The 12,511-nt window shown below is 57.9% G+C and carries 11 protein-coding genes; 8 read left to right on the forward strand and 3 right to left on the reverse strand.

Going from position 1 to position 12,511, the window contains the following annotated elements; all coding sequences use genetic code 11:
- Window positions 1-6 precede the first annotated feature (6 nt).
- Window positions 7-1,356, reverse strand: a complete 1,350-nt coding sequence (locus B5F54_RS16025) for an MATE family efflux transporter (RefSeq protein WP_442856136.1) — start codon at window positions 1,354-1,356, stop codon at window positions 7-9.
- 475 nt (window positions 1,357-1,831) lie between these two features.
- On the opposite strand from B5F54_RS16025, the gene B5F54_RS16030 reads away from it, so the two are divergent.
- The 4 genes from B5F54_RS16030 to B5F54_RS16045 are packed head-to-tail and all read left to right on the forward strand — an operon-like array spanning window position 1,832 to window position 6,796.
- Entirely contained in the window at window positions 1,832-2,821 is a 990-nt protein-coding gene (locus B5F54_RS16030; RefSeq protein WP_087235184.1) for an ABC transporter ATP-binding protein, read from the forward strand.
- Window positions 2,821-3,528 (forward strand): ABC transporter permease, encoded by a 708-nt coding sequence (locus B5F54_RS16035; protein WP_087235185.1) that lies wholly within the window; start codon window positions 2,821-2,823, stop codon window positions 3,526-3,528. Before B5F54_RS16030 ends, B5F54_RS16035 begins: the two co-directional genes overlap by 1 nt.
- A gap of 14 nt (window positions 3,529-3,542) precedes the next feature.
- Window positions 3,543-5,306 (forward strand): GldG family protein, encoded by a 1,764-nt coding sequence (locus tag B5F54_RS16040; RefSeq protein WP_087235186.1) that lies wholly within the window; start codon window positions 3,543-3,545, stop codon window positions 5,304-5,306.
- Complete coding sequence (locus B5F54_RS16045) at window positions 5,306-6,796, forward strand: DUF4340 domain-containing protein (RefSeq protein ID WP_087235187.1); 1,491 nt, start codon at window positions 5,306-5,308, stop codon at window positions 6,794-6,796. The genes B5F54_RS16040 and B5F54_RS16045 overlap by 1 nt, the downstream gene beginning before the upstream one ends.
- 311 nt (window positions 6,797-7,107) lie before the next feature.
- Here the strand turns inward: B5F54_RS16045 and B5F54_RS16050 are convergent, their stop codons facing one another.
- Both B5F54_RS16050 and B5F54_RS16055 read right to left on the reverse strand, forming a co-directional pair.
- A complete protein-coding gene (locus tag B5F54_RS16050) occupies window positions 7,108-8,508 on the reverse strand; it encodes a sensor histidine kinase (RefSeq protein WP_087235188.1) in 1,401 nt (466 codons plus the stop codon).
- Between the two features lie 236 nt (window positions 8,509-8,744).
- Window positions 8,745-9,467 carry a response regulator transcription factor gene (locus tag B5F54_RS16055; RefSeq protein WP_087235192.1) on the reverse strand — a complete coding sequence of 241 codons (723 nt, stop codon included), beginning with the start codon at window positions 9,465-9,467 and terminating at the stop codon, window positions 8,745-8,747.
- Between the two features lie 254 nt (window positions 9,468-9,721).
- Here B5F54_RS16055 and B5F54_RS17790 point away from each other — a divergent pair, with 254 nt between their 5' ends.
- From B5F54_RS17790 to B5F54_RS16070, 4 genes are read left to right on the forward strand one after another with little or no spacing between them, the layout of a single operon-like run.
- Window positions 9,722-9,859 (forward strand): hypothetical protein, encoded by a 138-nt coding sequence (locus tag B5F54_RS17790; RefSeq protein ID WP_172749773.1) that lies wholly within the window; start codon window positions 9,722-9,724, stop codon window positions 9,857-9,859.
- A 12-nt stretch (window positions 9,860-9,871) separates the two neighbouring features.
- Window positions 9,872-10,780 carry an ABC transporter ATP-binding protein gene (locus tag B5F54_RS16060; RefSeq protein ID WP_087235189.1) on the forward strand — a complete coding sequence of 303 codons (909 nt, stop codon included), beginning with the start codon at window positions 9,872-9,874 and terminating at the stop codon, window positions 10,778-10,780.
- On the forward strand, window positions 10,777-11,532 hold the full coding sequence (locus B5F54_RS16065; protein WP_087235190.1) for an ABC transporter permease: 756 nt from the start codon (window positions 10,777-10,779) through the stop codon (window positions 11,530-11,532). The genes B5F54_RS16060 and B5F54_RS16065 overlap by 4 nt, the downstream gene beginning before the upstream one ends.
- Before the next feature lie 12 nt (window positions 11,533-11,544).
- Window positions 11,545-12,276, forward strand: a complete 732-nt coding sequence (locus tag B5F54_RS16070; RefSeq protein ID WP_087235191.1) for an ABC transporter permease — start codon at window positions 11,545-11,547, stop codon at window positions 12,274-12,276.
- Window positions 12,277-12,511 lie beyond the last annotated feature (235 nt).

Here is a 12,511-nt window from a genome sequence, read left to right on the forward strand (position 1 = left end):
AATCCGCTATTGCCCAACAGCCTGTTTTTGAGGGCGCTGCGGGAGCCACCGCCCGCTGCGGTACCGGATAAAAAAGAGGACCGCGCGGAATCCCCAATCCGCAAACATCGCAATCCAGACGCCCATAACGCCTAAGTGGAAACCCAGCACCAGCACATAGCTCAGCCCGATGCGGAACGCCCACATGGAAAAGACAGCGGTCACCATGGTGAATTTGACGTCGGACGCCGCACGCAGCGCGTTGGGAAGGGCAAAGGCAACCGGCCAAATAATCATGGCAAAGCTGTGTACCACGATCAACGCCACCGCGATGGAGGATGCTTCCGGCGAGAGGTTGTAAATGCCCACAAGGGGCGTGCTGAGGGCGGTCAAAAGGACGGCTAGGACCGCCAAAATCCCATAGTTTACTTTGAGAAGATAATTTGTGTATTGCCTGGCCTGTGCGTGTTCCCCCGCGCCGACGCATTGCCCGATCACGGTTACCATGCCAAGCCCGATGGCGGTGCCGGGCAGGTATTCAAATTGGACCAGGTTATTTGCCACGGCAAATCCCGCAATCGAGGCGGTACCCAAAGACGACACAAGGCTCTGCACCAGGATTTTCCCGAGCTGAAACATGCTGTTTTCCATTCCAGCCGGGACGCCAATGCGCAGGATGTTGCGGATCATCTGGGGATGAAACCCGAGGCGCAGGCGCCTATCCACGTGGATCAAATGATCGGGATTGCGCACAATCACGAGCATGATGATCCCAGCCGTAGCACGTGAGACGACCGTGGGGATTCCCACGCCAGCCACACCCATGTGGAGGCCATATACACATAGGGCATTTCCCACGACATTGATCGCGTTCATGCACAGGGAGGTGTTCATCGACACTTTGGAATTCCCCATGGAACGATACAGCGCCGCGCAGGCATCGTATATCGCGAGGAACGGGTAGGAAACCGCAGAGAGAAAGAAATAGGTTTGCGCGTTGCTCATCACATCCGCCTCGATGCTTCCGAAGATCAAGGCGAGCAGGGAGCGGTTGCCCACCAGCGCCACGATCATGATAAAGACAGAGAGCAAGAACGTGGAGAGCAGCAACTGGTTTGCCGCAACAGAGGCGTTTTTTGCGTCTTTTTTCCCAAGGTATTGGGAACAGACCACCGCGCCGCCCGTGGAAAGCGCCGCCAGAAGCTGGATGATCAGCGTGCTGATCGAATCTACCAAAGATACGCCGGAGACAGCCGCCTCCCCCACCGCGGAAACCATGACCACGTCTGCCATGCCGACTAAGACAGCCAGGATCTGCTCGATAATCAAAGGGATCAGAAGGCGGCGGAGGTCCTTTTTTGAAAACAATACGATCACCTGGATTCAACGAACCCACGGCAAACGATCCGGAGCGGCCGCCTCCGGATTTTTTGCGATGGATTCGATGGGATTTGTTTTTCAACAGATCTTGCGAAACCTGTTGAAAAGAAGAACATAACGATTATACGAGCTTTTGCTGAAATCTGCAAGAAAGGCCGCCGGCCCATGCAATCTTTTTTTGGAGCCCATCGCCGGCAAAAGGACAAGAATCGAAAAATGGTTTTCGTGTTCCATACCACTAACGCCTGTAAAACCGTGGAAAGGGAGCCGGTCCGTTGCCAAGGATTTTGGCCTTTTTGCCATTTCATAACAATTTATTCATAATTCGATCACCTAACGATCACCTTGCATTGCTAAACTGTTAATCACGTATATGGGAGCGTATCGAATCGCCCACCGGACTTTTTCCGCGGGGAAAAGCCTTTTCTGTGCGGATTGCGCTCCCTGAAATTTTGAAACCGGAGGGACGCATATGATTGAGGTGAAAAACCTCACAAAGCGGTATGGTTCCAACCTCGCTTTGAACCATATCCATTTTTCCCTGGAGGAGGGAACCATCCTCGGGTTCCTCGGGCCAAACGGCGCCGGGAAATCCACCACCATGAACATCATCACGGGGTATCTCTCCCCAACAGAGGGCAGCATCACCGTCGATGGGTTCGATACCCTGGAAAACCCGTTGGAGGCGAAAAAGCGCATCGGCTACCTGCCGGAGATCCCCCCTCTGTATACGGACATGACCGTCAAGGAATACCTGAACTTTATGTACGACCTGAAAAAGGTGAAGCTCCCCCGCAAGGAGCACATTGCGGAGATCTGCTCGCTGGTCAAGATCGACGACGTATATGGCCGCCTGATCGCCAACCTGTCCAAGGGCTACCGCCAGCGCGTGGGCATCGCCCAGGCCCTGCTGGGCAACCCGCCGGTTCTGATCCTGGACGAACCGACCGTGGGCCTTGATCCCAAGCAGATCATTGAGATCCGCAACCTCATCAAGAGCTTGGGCCGCAAGCACACGGTCATCCTCAGCTCCCACATCCTGTCCGAAGTGCAGGCCGTGTGCGAGCGCGTGATCGTGATCAACCGCGGTTCGATTGTCGCGGACGGCACCCCGGATAGCCTGGCGCACAGCCTTTCCAACGAAAACCGCCTGCTCCTGCGCATGGAGGGCGAGGAAAAGGCCATCAAGCAGGGGCTTCATTCCCTGCGGGGTGTCAAAGAGGTGGACGCCTATGGCGAAAAAGAACCCGGCGTCTATGAATTCTCTGTGGAGGGCAATGAAGGGACCGACCTGCGGCGGCCGGTCTTTGCGCTGGCTGCGCAGAACCATTGGCCCATCCTCTCTATGAAGAACACCGACCTCACATTGGAAGATGTGTTCCTGCGCCTGACCAGCGACCTGTATGACCATCAGGAGACGGCGCAGCCCTCTGAAATTCTCGACGGAAAGGAGGGGGCGTAATGGGCGCAGTCTATAAAAGAGAGATGCGGTCATATTTTACTTCTCCCATCGGCTATGTGGTGGCGGCAGTCCTGTTTGCCCTGTATGGGTTCTATTATTACTCCGTCATGCTGTCCGGCTCCACCTATTACATCTCCACATTTGTCTACAGCAATATGTTCATTTGGAGCATGATGCTCCTGCCCATCCTGACCATGCGCGTGTTCAGTGAAGAGCAAAAGAACCGCACCGACCAAGCCCTGCTCACCGCGCCGGTGGGGGTTGGTTCCATCGTCCTGGGCAAATTTTTCGCCTCTGCCACCATCTATGCCATCATCCTGGTGGGAAGCCTGATCCCCGCGATTGTCATTGGGTTCTTTTCATCGCCCAATTGGGTGTTGATCCTTGGCACCGTGATCGGCTCCTTCCTGTATGGCATCGCAATCCTGGCCATCGGCACGTTTGTCTCCTCTCTGACGCAAAGCCAGATCGTGGCCGCCATCGGCACCTTTGGCATCTCCATCCTGTTGGTGGTGATCGACCAGCTCACGAGCATTATCAGCAACCAGGTAGTGGTCCAGGTGTTGAACTGGCTGTCCTTCAACAGCCGGTATACCCCCTTCACCACGGGTACCTTTCATATTGCCAGCATCGTGTTCTTCCTCAGCGTGGCGGCGGTCTTCCTGTTCCTGACCGCACGCAAGCTGGAGAGCCGCCGTTGGAGCTAAAGGAGGGAAAACAGATGGACAACGAAAACAAAAACCCCTTGACGCCGGAGGAGGAATCCACACCGGCGCAGGAAGCAATCGAACCGGCCGGGCCGGAATCCCCGGCAGCCGAAATACCCGCAGAAGAAACGCAAACCGCCTCCGAACCGGACGGCACGCAGGGGGAGGCCCCTGCGGAGGAAACGTCCACATCCAGCCAGGACGCAGCGGATGGGGAACCGCCCATGCAGGACGAACAGGAGCCTTCCGAAGCGCTCGCCCCCGTGCCGGAGGCGGATACAGAAAAGCCGCAAAAGCCAAAGAAGCCGAAGAAAGATAGCCACAAAGGGAAATACCGCGGGATTTCCTTGGCAATGACCGCCGGCTTCCTGGTGGTGGTCATCCTTCTCAACGTGGTCGTCAGCCTGTTGGCGGAGCGCTATCCCTCCATGAACCTGGACCTCACCGAGGGCCATGTCAACACCCTTTCGGACAGCGCGGCGGAAATCGCCTCCAACGTGCAGAACCCAACCACCATCTACATCATGGCGAGCGAGGATATCGCAAAATCCGATACCCTGTTGGCCGAATATGGGATTAAATACAGCCAGGTCAGCGCCCTGGCGGAAAAGATGGCGGAGCGCAATTCCAATATCTCCGTGGAATACATCGACCTGGACCAAAACCCGGCCTTCGCTTCGGAATATCAGGACGACGGCCTGATGACCGCGGATGTCCTGGTCAAGACGGACAAACGCTACCGCGTACTGGCCTACACGGACCTGTTCGATGTACAGTACAGCCAAACCGGGATGGTCGCCTATTCCATGGTGGACAGCGCGCTGGCTTCGGCTGTCAGCTCGGTCAACGCGGATACCCTCCCGCTGGCGGTGTTTGACACCGGGCACAACGAGATGATGGACACCACGCTCTATAAAAACCTGTTGACCAGCAACAACTTTGAAACGCAGGAGATCAACCTCCTGACCGACGAGATCCCGGAGAACGCGCAGCTCTTTGTGCTGGCGACCCCGGCGACTGACTACACCCCGGACGAGATTGAAAAGCTGGAAGCCTTCCTGAACGACGAGAGCAAGGCGTCCGACCGCTCCCTGCTGGTGACCTTCTATCCGGGCCAGGACGCCCTACCCAACCTGACGGACTTCCTAAAGGAATGGGGCTTGGATGTCCAGCAATCCACGCAGGTTGTGGAAACCGACCCCAATAGCTACATCACGAGTGACCCGTCGTACCTGCTGGCCAACCAGAGTGGCGACATCACCCTCAGCCGCGCCACTTCGGACTACGGCTACCTCCTGATGCCGCAGAGCTGCCCGATCAACCTGCTGTTTGACGAACGCAACGGCATCACAACGCATACGCTTGCGACCAGCAGCAGTTCGGCGTTCCTCTATGACGGCACTGAAGAGAGCATCAGCAACCCGCAGACCGGCGAACACACCCTGGCGGCGTTGGCGCAAAAGACCATCACCACGGGCGAAGGGGAAGCCACCGCCAATGTGGTCGCGCTGGGCAGCACCTTTATGTTCGTGGACGGCATCATCAATTCCAATACGTTTGGCGATGGGCGCTATCTGACGGATCTCGCCAAGTACGTCACCGGTACGGAGGGCGAAACAACCGCGGTGGAAACGCGCCAGGTGCAGACCTCCATTGCGGACATCTCCATGAGCCTGTTGCAGGTCATGGTCTTTGGCCTTGGCATCTTTACCATTTTGATTCCGTTGATCGTCGTCGTGATCGGCGTAGTAGTGTACTATAGAAGGAGGAGGCTGTAATGAAACCAGCGACCAGAAATCTGCTCATTCTCGGCGTATGCATTGTTGTATTGGGCGGCGCCCTGGCCGCTCTAATGCTGACCGGCGGCGAAACGGACGCCTCCACCACCAGCTCCTCCCAGGACATCGCCCTGTTAAACCGGGAGGAGGCGGACGTCGCCTCCATTGAGGTGACAAACACAAGCGGCGTATTTACCATTGTCCCGGCGGAAGAGCAGCCGGAAAGCAGCGCTGCGGGCAGCAGCGCTTTGGAGGAGGCTTCCAGCGACGCTTCCGGGGCTACTTCTTCGGACGCCGAAGAGGAAATCAACTTCTCCATCCAGGAATTGGAGGGCCTCCCGCAGGACAGCTACGCGGTCAACAGCGCCGCAGAAGGCGGCTGGCAGCTCTTTGCCACCAAAAAGATTGGTGCGGTAAGCAACCTTGCGGATTTCGGCCTTTCCACCCCGCAGGCGACGGTCAAGGTTACCTTTCAAAATGGGGATACCTATGCCTATGAGATCGGCAATGCCTCCGTGGAGGACAGCACCGCTTATTATGTGCGCGGGCAGGGCGCGGAGGACGTCTATGTGGCAAGCGTGCCGCTCGCCTATCTCCAGGATAAGACGGGGTTCCTGTCCCGCCAGGTGCTGGATTTCAGCAGCCTTAAAACCGACGCTTCTGCACCGTTCCGCAAGCTGGTGCTGAGCGGGACGGCGCTTGCGGAACCCATCACGCTCCAACAGGGCGAGGGGACCCTGTATCTGATGACGGAGCCAAAGCAAATGGATGCAGATACCGAGACGGTCAAGTCCTTGACGGATCTGCTGTCGTGCTTGACTGCGGGCGGCGTGGAAGCGCTGCATCCAGACCAGGACGCCCTGCGGGAATACGGGCTGGATAACCCGACCAATGTGATCCAGATGACTACAACGGACGGCGAGGAGTATACGCTCATGGCCGGGGCGGAGAAGGACGGGAACCGCATGGTGATGCTGGACGGTGTGGACATCGTATACCGCATTTTGGAGGACAGCCTCACCCCCTGGACAAGCTTGACGACGCCGTTTGACGTGCAGAGCAAGGTCCTGCTGACCCGGAGCGTGGAGTCTGTGCAGTCGCTCTCTATTACGTTGGACGGGGATATGGCCTACCGCTGGGACGTGACGCGGACAACGGACGAGGAGAAGTCCACAGAGGACACTACATATTACAACTATACGGTTGCCGACACCTCCGGGACAGAGACCGATTACACCGCCTTTACCAACCTCTACCAGACGTTGACCAGTGAGACGGTTCTGGAGGACGCCGAAGACGCCCAGCCCTCCGGGACGCCGCTCTTCCGGGCGGAAGTTGCCTATTACGACGGGCTTCCGACCAACACGCTGGAGTTCTATGCGGATGGGGAGCGTAACTGCCTGGTGGTGCTGGACAATGTTGTGCGCGGTTTGGTGCCGAGAAGCGACCTCGAGGCCTTCCAGGAGGCCGTGGAGGGCGCAGCGCAATAACCGGCGATCGAAAGACACACTTCATCAAGTTTTATCATACAACACAAGAGCGGACGGTACAGCTTGTACCGTCCGCTCTTGTTCGATATGGACCGATATTACAGCACATCTGTGTTTACGAAAAATACATGCATGGCAATGCTCTTTATAAAAGAATTTTTAGCCATCTATTTTGGTTCCATTATGTAGAGAGAAGAAAAATACATCCGAAAGAAGAGCACCTACCTCACGCTTGCCGGGCTCTTCACGGTTGGCAAAACCGGGCGGGGATACTTCTACTTGTCCCCGCCCGGTTTTTTGATGCCAGCGCGTCAACCGCTCTGCGCAGCCTCCCGGAGCGGCTCACAGGGAAGCCGCATCTCTCCGGAGAACCCCTCGCCCGGCGCGGTACGCGCGGTAAATTGCCCGCCGTGGGTCTCGGTGATGCGGCGGACGAGGAAGAGGCCCAGCCCATGGGCGCGCTTCGGCGCGTAAGGGGCGTTCAATACGGAGGCGAGCTTTTGCGGGTCCGCGCCAACCCCGTCGTCGCGGACGGAAAGGAGGCAGGTATTTGTCCCATCCCGGCGCACGGAAACCCGGATGGCGCATCCCTGCGGGTTGTGCAGGACGCTGTTTTGCAACAGATTGGTCAGCGCGCGCAAAAGCAACCGCTCGTCCCCCTGCAAGCGGATGGATTCGTCCACCTCCTCCAGTTCTATCCCGCAGGGATTTTCCGGCATCGCGTTCATAAAATCGGTCACGGCGCGGCGGACGAGCTTTGCCGGGCGCAGCCATTGGCGTTCCAGGGGCTGCATGTCGTATTCCAGGCGGGACACCAGGTTCAGGTCGCTGACCAGGTCGCGCAGGCGGACCCCCTGCCGGCAGATCACCGCGGCCTGCTCCTGCTCCGGCGGCGGGAGTGCGGGATCGTCCTGCAATTCGCCCGCATAGCCGAGGATCACGGAGAGGGGCGTGCGGATGTCGTGCGAAATGCCCGCGATCCAGTTGGCGCGCGCCTCGTCCTTTTTCCGCAGCGCGTCGTCGCGGCGCTGCAATTCGCCGGAAGCCGCGTTGATCCCAGCCGCCACCTCGCGCAGGCTGCCGCGCTCCGCCAGTTGCACCGGTTCCCCGCGCGCCAGGCAGGACAACCCGTGCAAAATCGGGCGTACCGGCCGCACCGTCCACCAGCAGAGGAATGCATAGATCAGGATCGCCACCAGGACATTGCCGACTAGGAACAGGAGCACACATTCAAAGATCGTCCGGGCGTCCTGCTCTGCAAAATTGAGCGTGTAGCGCATATACGACCCCTTGGGGTATCCGGTCACCACCAGGCCGTCCGGGTGTTCCCAGCAAAAGACGGGGTAATCCTGTAAATAGTACCGGGTAAACCCAGCGACGTCCCTCGGGGTGTAGGAGAGCGGGATCTCCTCCGGCAGGTCCATGGACCAGATCACATTCCCGTTGTCGTCCAAGAGCATGGCCCAGGCGCTGTGCGCGCGCAATTCTTCCACGACGGATGGGGCCAGCTGGTATTCGCCGTCCTGTTTGGTCAGGCCCTCCACGGTGTCCCGCACCGCCCAGGTGGGGGAGAAGTCCTCGTCGCCCTCGTGCGTATCGTACAGGACGCGCAGATAGACCGTCAGGCCGGCGATGTTCGCCACAAAGAAGACCAGGAAACAGACGAACAGGCCGATCAAAAAGCGCCCTAAGAAGCGCTGGATACTTTTCAAGATGGACACCTCCTGCAGGGCAATCCCTTTTGTTTATCGATGGGAGATAGCTTTTAAAATAGGTTTTTCTGAAGATTCCTTTCAAGACAACGCAATGCGAGCCGCCAGTGTAGGCGCTGGGGCGCTTTTGAAACTGCTTGCTCTAAGGGCCGCATGCCGCGCAACGCTGCGCGGCAGCTGCAAACGGCGTTTGCAGGAAAGCGGCGGTTTGCCCGCCGCTTTGCGGCCCGCCCAGGTTAGGTGTTCTTCGTGGGCGCCAATTGCAGTTTATAGCCCAGGCCGCGCGCGGTCAATAGATACTGCGGATGGGACGGGTCCTGTTCCAGCTTTTCACGCATCCGGCGGATGTGCACCATCAGGGTGTTTTCATAGCCGTAGAGGTCGTCGCCCCAGGCGGCCTGGCAGAGCGCGTCGCTCGTGACAATGCGGTTGCGGTTCTCATAGAGCTTCTTTAAAAGCGCATGTTCCTTCGCGGTGAGCGTCCACTCCCGCCCGTCCTGCGCGCGGACCAGGGACGCGCCCAAATCGACCGTGCGGTCCCCCAGCGAGAAGGCCGGAAGCTGCTCCTGGCGGATCGGGACATAGACCCGCCGCAGGATCGCCGTGATGCGCAAAGTCAACTCTTTTGGAAGGAACGGCTTGACGATGTAGTCGTCCGCCCCCATCCCCAGGCCGATCAGCCGGTCCTCGTCCTCCCCGCGCGCGGTCAGGAATACCACCGGCAAGGGCGAAATAGCGCGCATCTGCTGCATCAACGAAAAGCCGTCCCCGTCTGGCAGCATCACGTCCAACACCGCCAGGTCGGGTTTTACCGCGCGCAGTTGTTCCATGGCGCGGGCGCAGTCGGGCGCGAGGAACACGCGGGTAAAGCCTTCCCGCCGCAGGATCTCGTCCACCATGCGCAGCAGCTGCGGTTGGTCGTCCACCACCAGGATTTTCTTTTCCTTGAGTTCATCCATGGGAATCCCTACTTTCAATTTGAAAATTTCTAAGGCCACGCGATTTGAAAACATACAGCCCCGCATCCCGCGCCGCAAAGCGGCGAGCTTTTGCGAAACCGGCTTTCACTTATGCCGTGAGGTTATTATAACACACCTGTATTTCCCGTTTCACGCCGCAACCCTTTTTGTAAGTCTGCCGTAAGGTTTTGTGCAGCTTCCTGTAAGGAACCCGCGTTATGCTATATCCAGTCAATCAAAAAGGAGGCGTTCCTATGGAACGGATGAAACGGAGATTCGGCGTCCTGGCGGTGATCGCTCTCGTGGCGATTGCCTTTGCCGCAGTGAGTGCCTTTGCAAGCCGGGCGGTCTATCAAAACAGTATTCCCGCCTATTATGCGGGATTGGTATAAGGAGGTGCGGGGATGGAGACGATCGTAAGTACAGAAGGGTTATCCAAAGAATACGGCGGTGTATTCCGCGTCAAACATGTGGATTTACAGATTCGCGAAGGGGAGGTCTACGGCTTCCTGGGGCCCAACGGCGCAGGGAAATCCACGACCATGAAAATGCTGTTGGGCCTGGTAAAACCCACCCAGGGCACGGTACATCTCTTTGGAAAACAGATGAACGACAAAAACCGGGTGGAAATTCTGCGCCAGACCGGGGCATTGATCGAATCGCCGTCGTACTATGGGCATTTGACCGGCATGGAAAATCTGCGCGTCATGCAGAAGCTGCTGGACATCCCGGAGAAAAACCTGCGGGAGGCCCTCCGGATTGTCCGTCTGGAAAACCAGGCCGGTAAAAAGGTGAGCCACTATTCGCTGGGGATGAAGCAGCGCCTGGGCATTGCGATGGCGCTGATGCGGTTTCCGAAGCTGCTGGTCTTGGACGAACCCACCAACGGGCTGGACCCAGCCGGGATTGAGGAGATCCGGGAGCTCATCAAGGCGTTGCCGCAGCAGTACGGCATGACGGTGATGCTGTCCAGCCACCTGTTGGCGGAGGTCGATCAGATGGCGACCGCCGTGGGGATCATCGACCACGGCGAGCTGATTTTCCAAAACAGCCTGGAAGTTTTGCGGAGGAAGAGCGCCCATTATGTGGCTGTCCGGACACAGGACTCGGAGGAGGCCGCGCGCCTGTTGGAACGGTACCGCCCCAAACGGGAGGCCGGATGGCTGCTGCTGGAAAATCTGAGCGACGCTGCGGTGGCGCAGATCAACCAACAATTGGTTTGCAGCGGCGTGCAGGTATTCCGCATTGAAGAGCGGCAGCGCAGCCTGGAGGAGATCTTCCTCGATCTCACCGGAAAGGAAGGCGCGCTATGATCCGTTACCTTTCCTTGGAGTTCTATAAGATCCGGCGGCGCGGCGTCTTCTTGACCGCACTGCTGCTCTGCGGCGTGGAGGGGGCCTGGACAGCCTATTCCGTGCAGAGCTATTTTGAAGAAAACGGCGCAAACCTGATCTGGAACAACCTGTTTACCAATCTGGCGATGCTGCACGGCCTGTTCCTTCCTCTGGCGATTGCGGTCCTTTCCAGCCGCATCTGCGACATGGAACACAAGGGCGACACCTGGAAGCTGCTCGGCACCGCTGCGGAACCCATGGGCAAGCTGTATTTTGCCAAATTCCTCTGCACGTTCCTTCTCCTGACCGTCACCCTGGTGCTGGAGCTGGCCGCGCTATTGACGTTTGCCGCATGGAGGGGGTTCCCGGGCCCAATCCCCGTAGGACTGGTGGGAAAGGTCTTTTTGGGGACCATGCTCGTGAGCGTATTTGTGTTGGCGCTGCAACAATGGATTGCCATGGCGGTGCCCAATCAACTGGTCGCATTGATTGTCGGCATGGCCGGGTCGTTCCTTGGGCTTGTGGGCGCGTTGTTTCCGCCGCAGGTGCGCGCATTTTTGCCGTGGTGCGGTTATGCGGAATTGTCCTCCGTGCAGGCGGTCCCGTTGGGGGACCACGAGTGGCAGTATTTGGCGATGGACCCCAACATTGTCCCGGCGCTCTTGGTGTTTGTCCTGGGGATCATCGTATATTTCCTGGGAAAGCGCCGCCTTTGCCGGAAAGAGTTTTAGGAGGGATATGCCATGTTGAGACATGCAGTTGCGGCGGAGGGCCGCAAGCTGAAAGGGTCGTGTATTTGGCTCGCGTTTCTGTTTTTGCCTGCGTTCAGCGTCTTTGTTGGGTGCGCCAACTTTTCGATGAACCGGGAGATTTTGACAAACGAATGGCAAAGCCTGTGGACCCAGGTCAGCCTGTTTTATGGGGACCTGTTCCTGGCGGTATTGCTCTCCATCTATGCCGCCTATGCGTGGCGGTTGGAGCATTTAAACCACAACTGGAACACGCTGATGACCGCCCCCGTCCCGGTGCGCAACATTTTCTGGAGCAAATTCCTGGTGATTGCGGGCCTGAGTTTTGTGACGCAGGTGCTCTTTTTTGCCCTGTATCTGGCGGCTGGGTTCTATTTTGGCTTCCAGTCCCCGGTGCCGCCGGATGTGATCCGCTGGTTCCTGTGCGCATGGATTGGCTCCCTCCCGGTTGCGGCGATGCAGCTCTTTTTTGCCATGCGCATCCGGAGCTTTGCGGTGCCGGTGGGGATCGGGTTTGCTTGCAGCGTCGTCGGGTTCTTATTGGCTGCAAAGGGCTGGTGGGCTTGTTTCCCCAACGCCTTGGTGATTGCGGGAATGGGTTCTGTCAGCCAGGAGGCGCTGGGACAAGTGGATATGGGGATTTTCTTCGTGATGTGTACCGTATTTACAGCGCTGTTCTGCGGCCTGTCCCTTCTTGTCCTCAAAAAGGCCGATGTCAAAAGCTGACGACCTCCGGTCGGGACGCGGATGCACGGCGTCTTTCGCGCCTACGGCGTTCCCTACAAAAGGAAACTGCAAGGAATTTGCTTGCCACTCCATACGGGGAAGGCTCTACAGAAGCAAGCCAATCGCTTTACAAAAGCGAGAAAGGAGGAAATCCACTCTTCCCACACGACATCCGGAAAACAGCAGCGAAAAACACAGAAGGACCCAGCCCTAGGAAATCTCCCGGGGCTGGGTC

This window comes from Anaeromassilibacillus sp. An250 (assembly GCF_002159845.1).
Classification (GTDB): Bacteria; Bacillota; Clostridia; order Oscillospirales; family Acutalibacteraceae; genus Anaeromassilibacillus; species Anaeromassilibacillus stercoravium.

Bases quoted from the DNA above. Each gene is read 5' to 3' on its own strand.
- B5F54_RS17790 (WP_172749773.1), top strand. From the start codon at position 9,722: ATGGAACGGATGAAACGGAGATTCGGCGTCCTGGCGGTGATCGCTCTC.
- B5F54_RS16070 (WP_087235191.1), top strand. From the start codon at position 11,545: ATGTTGAGACATGCAGTTGCGGCGGAGGGCCGCAAGCTGAAAGGGTCG.
- B5F54_RS16055 (WP_087235192.1), bottom strand. From the start codon at position 9,467: ATGGATGAACTCAAGGAAAAGAAAATCCTGGTGGTGGACGACCAACCG.
- B5F54_RS16060 (WP_087235189.1), top strand. From the start codon at position 9,872: ATGGAGACGATCGTAAGTACAGAAGGGTTATCCAAAGAATACGGCGGT.
- B5F54_RS16030 (WP_087235184.1), top strand. From the start codon at position 1,832: ATGATTGAGGTGAAAAACCTCACAAAGCGGTATGGTTCCAACCTCGCT.
- B5F54_RS16045 (WP_087235187.1), top strand. From the start codon at position 5,306: ATGAAACCAGCGACCAGAAATCTGCTCATTCTCGGCGTATGCATTGTT.
- B5F54_RS16065 (WP_087235190.1), top strand. From the start codon at position 10,777: ATGATCCGTTACCTTTCCTTGGAGTTCTATAAGATCCGGCGGCGCGGC.
- B5F54_RS16040 (WP_087235186.1), top strand. From the start codon at position 3,543: ATGGACAACGAAAACAAAAACCCCTTGACGCCGGAGGAGGAATCCACA.
- B5F54_RS16035 (WP_087235185.1), top strand. From the start codon at position 2,821: ATGGGCGCAGTCTATAAAAGAGAGATGCGGTCATATTTTACTTCTCCC.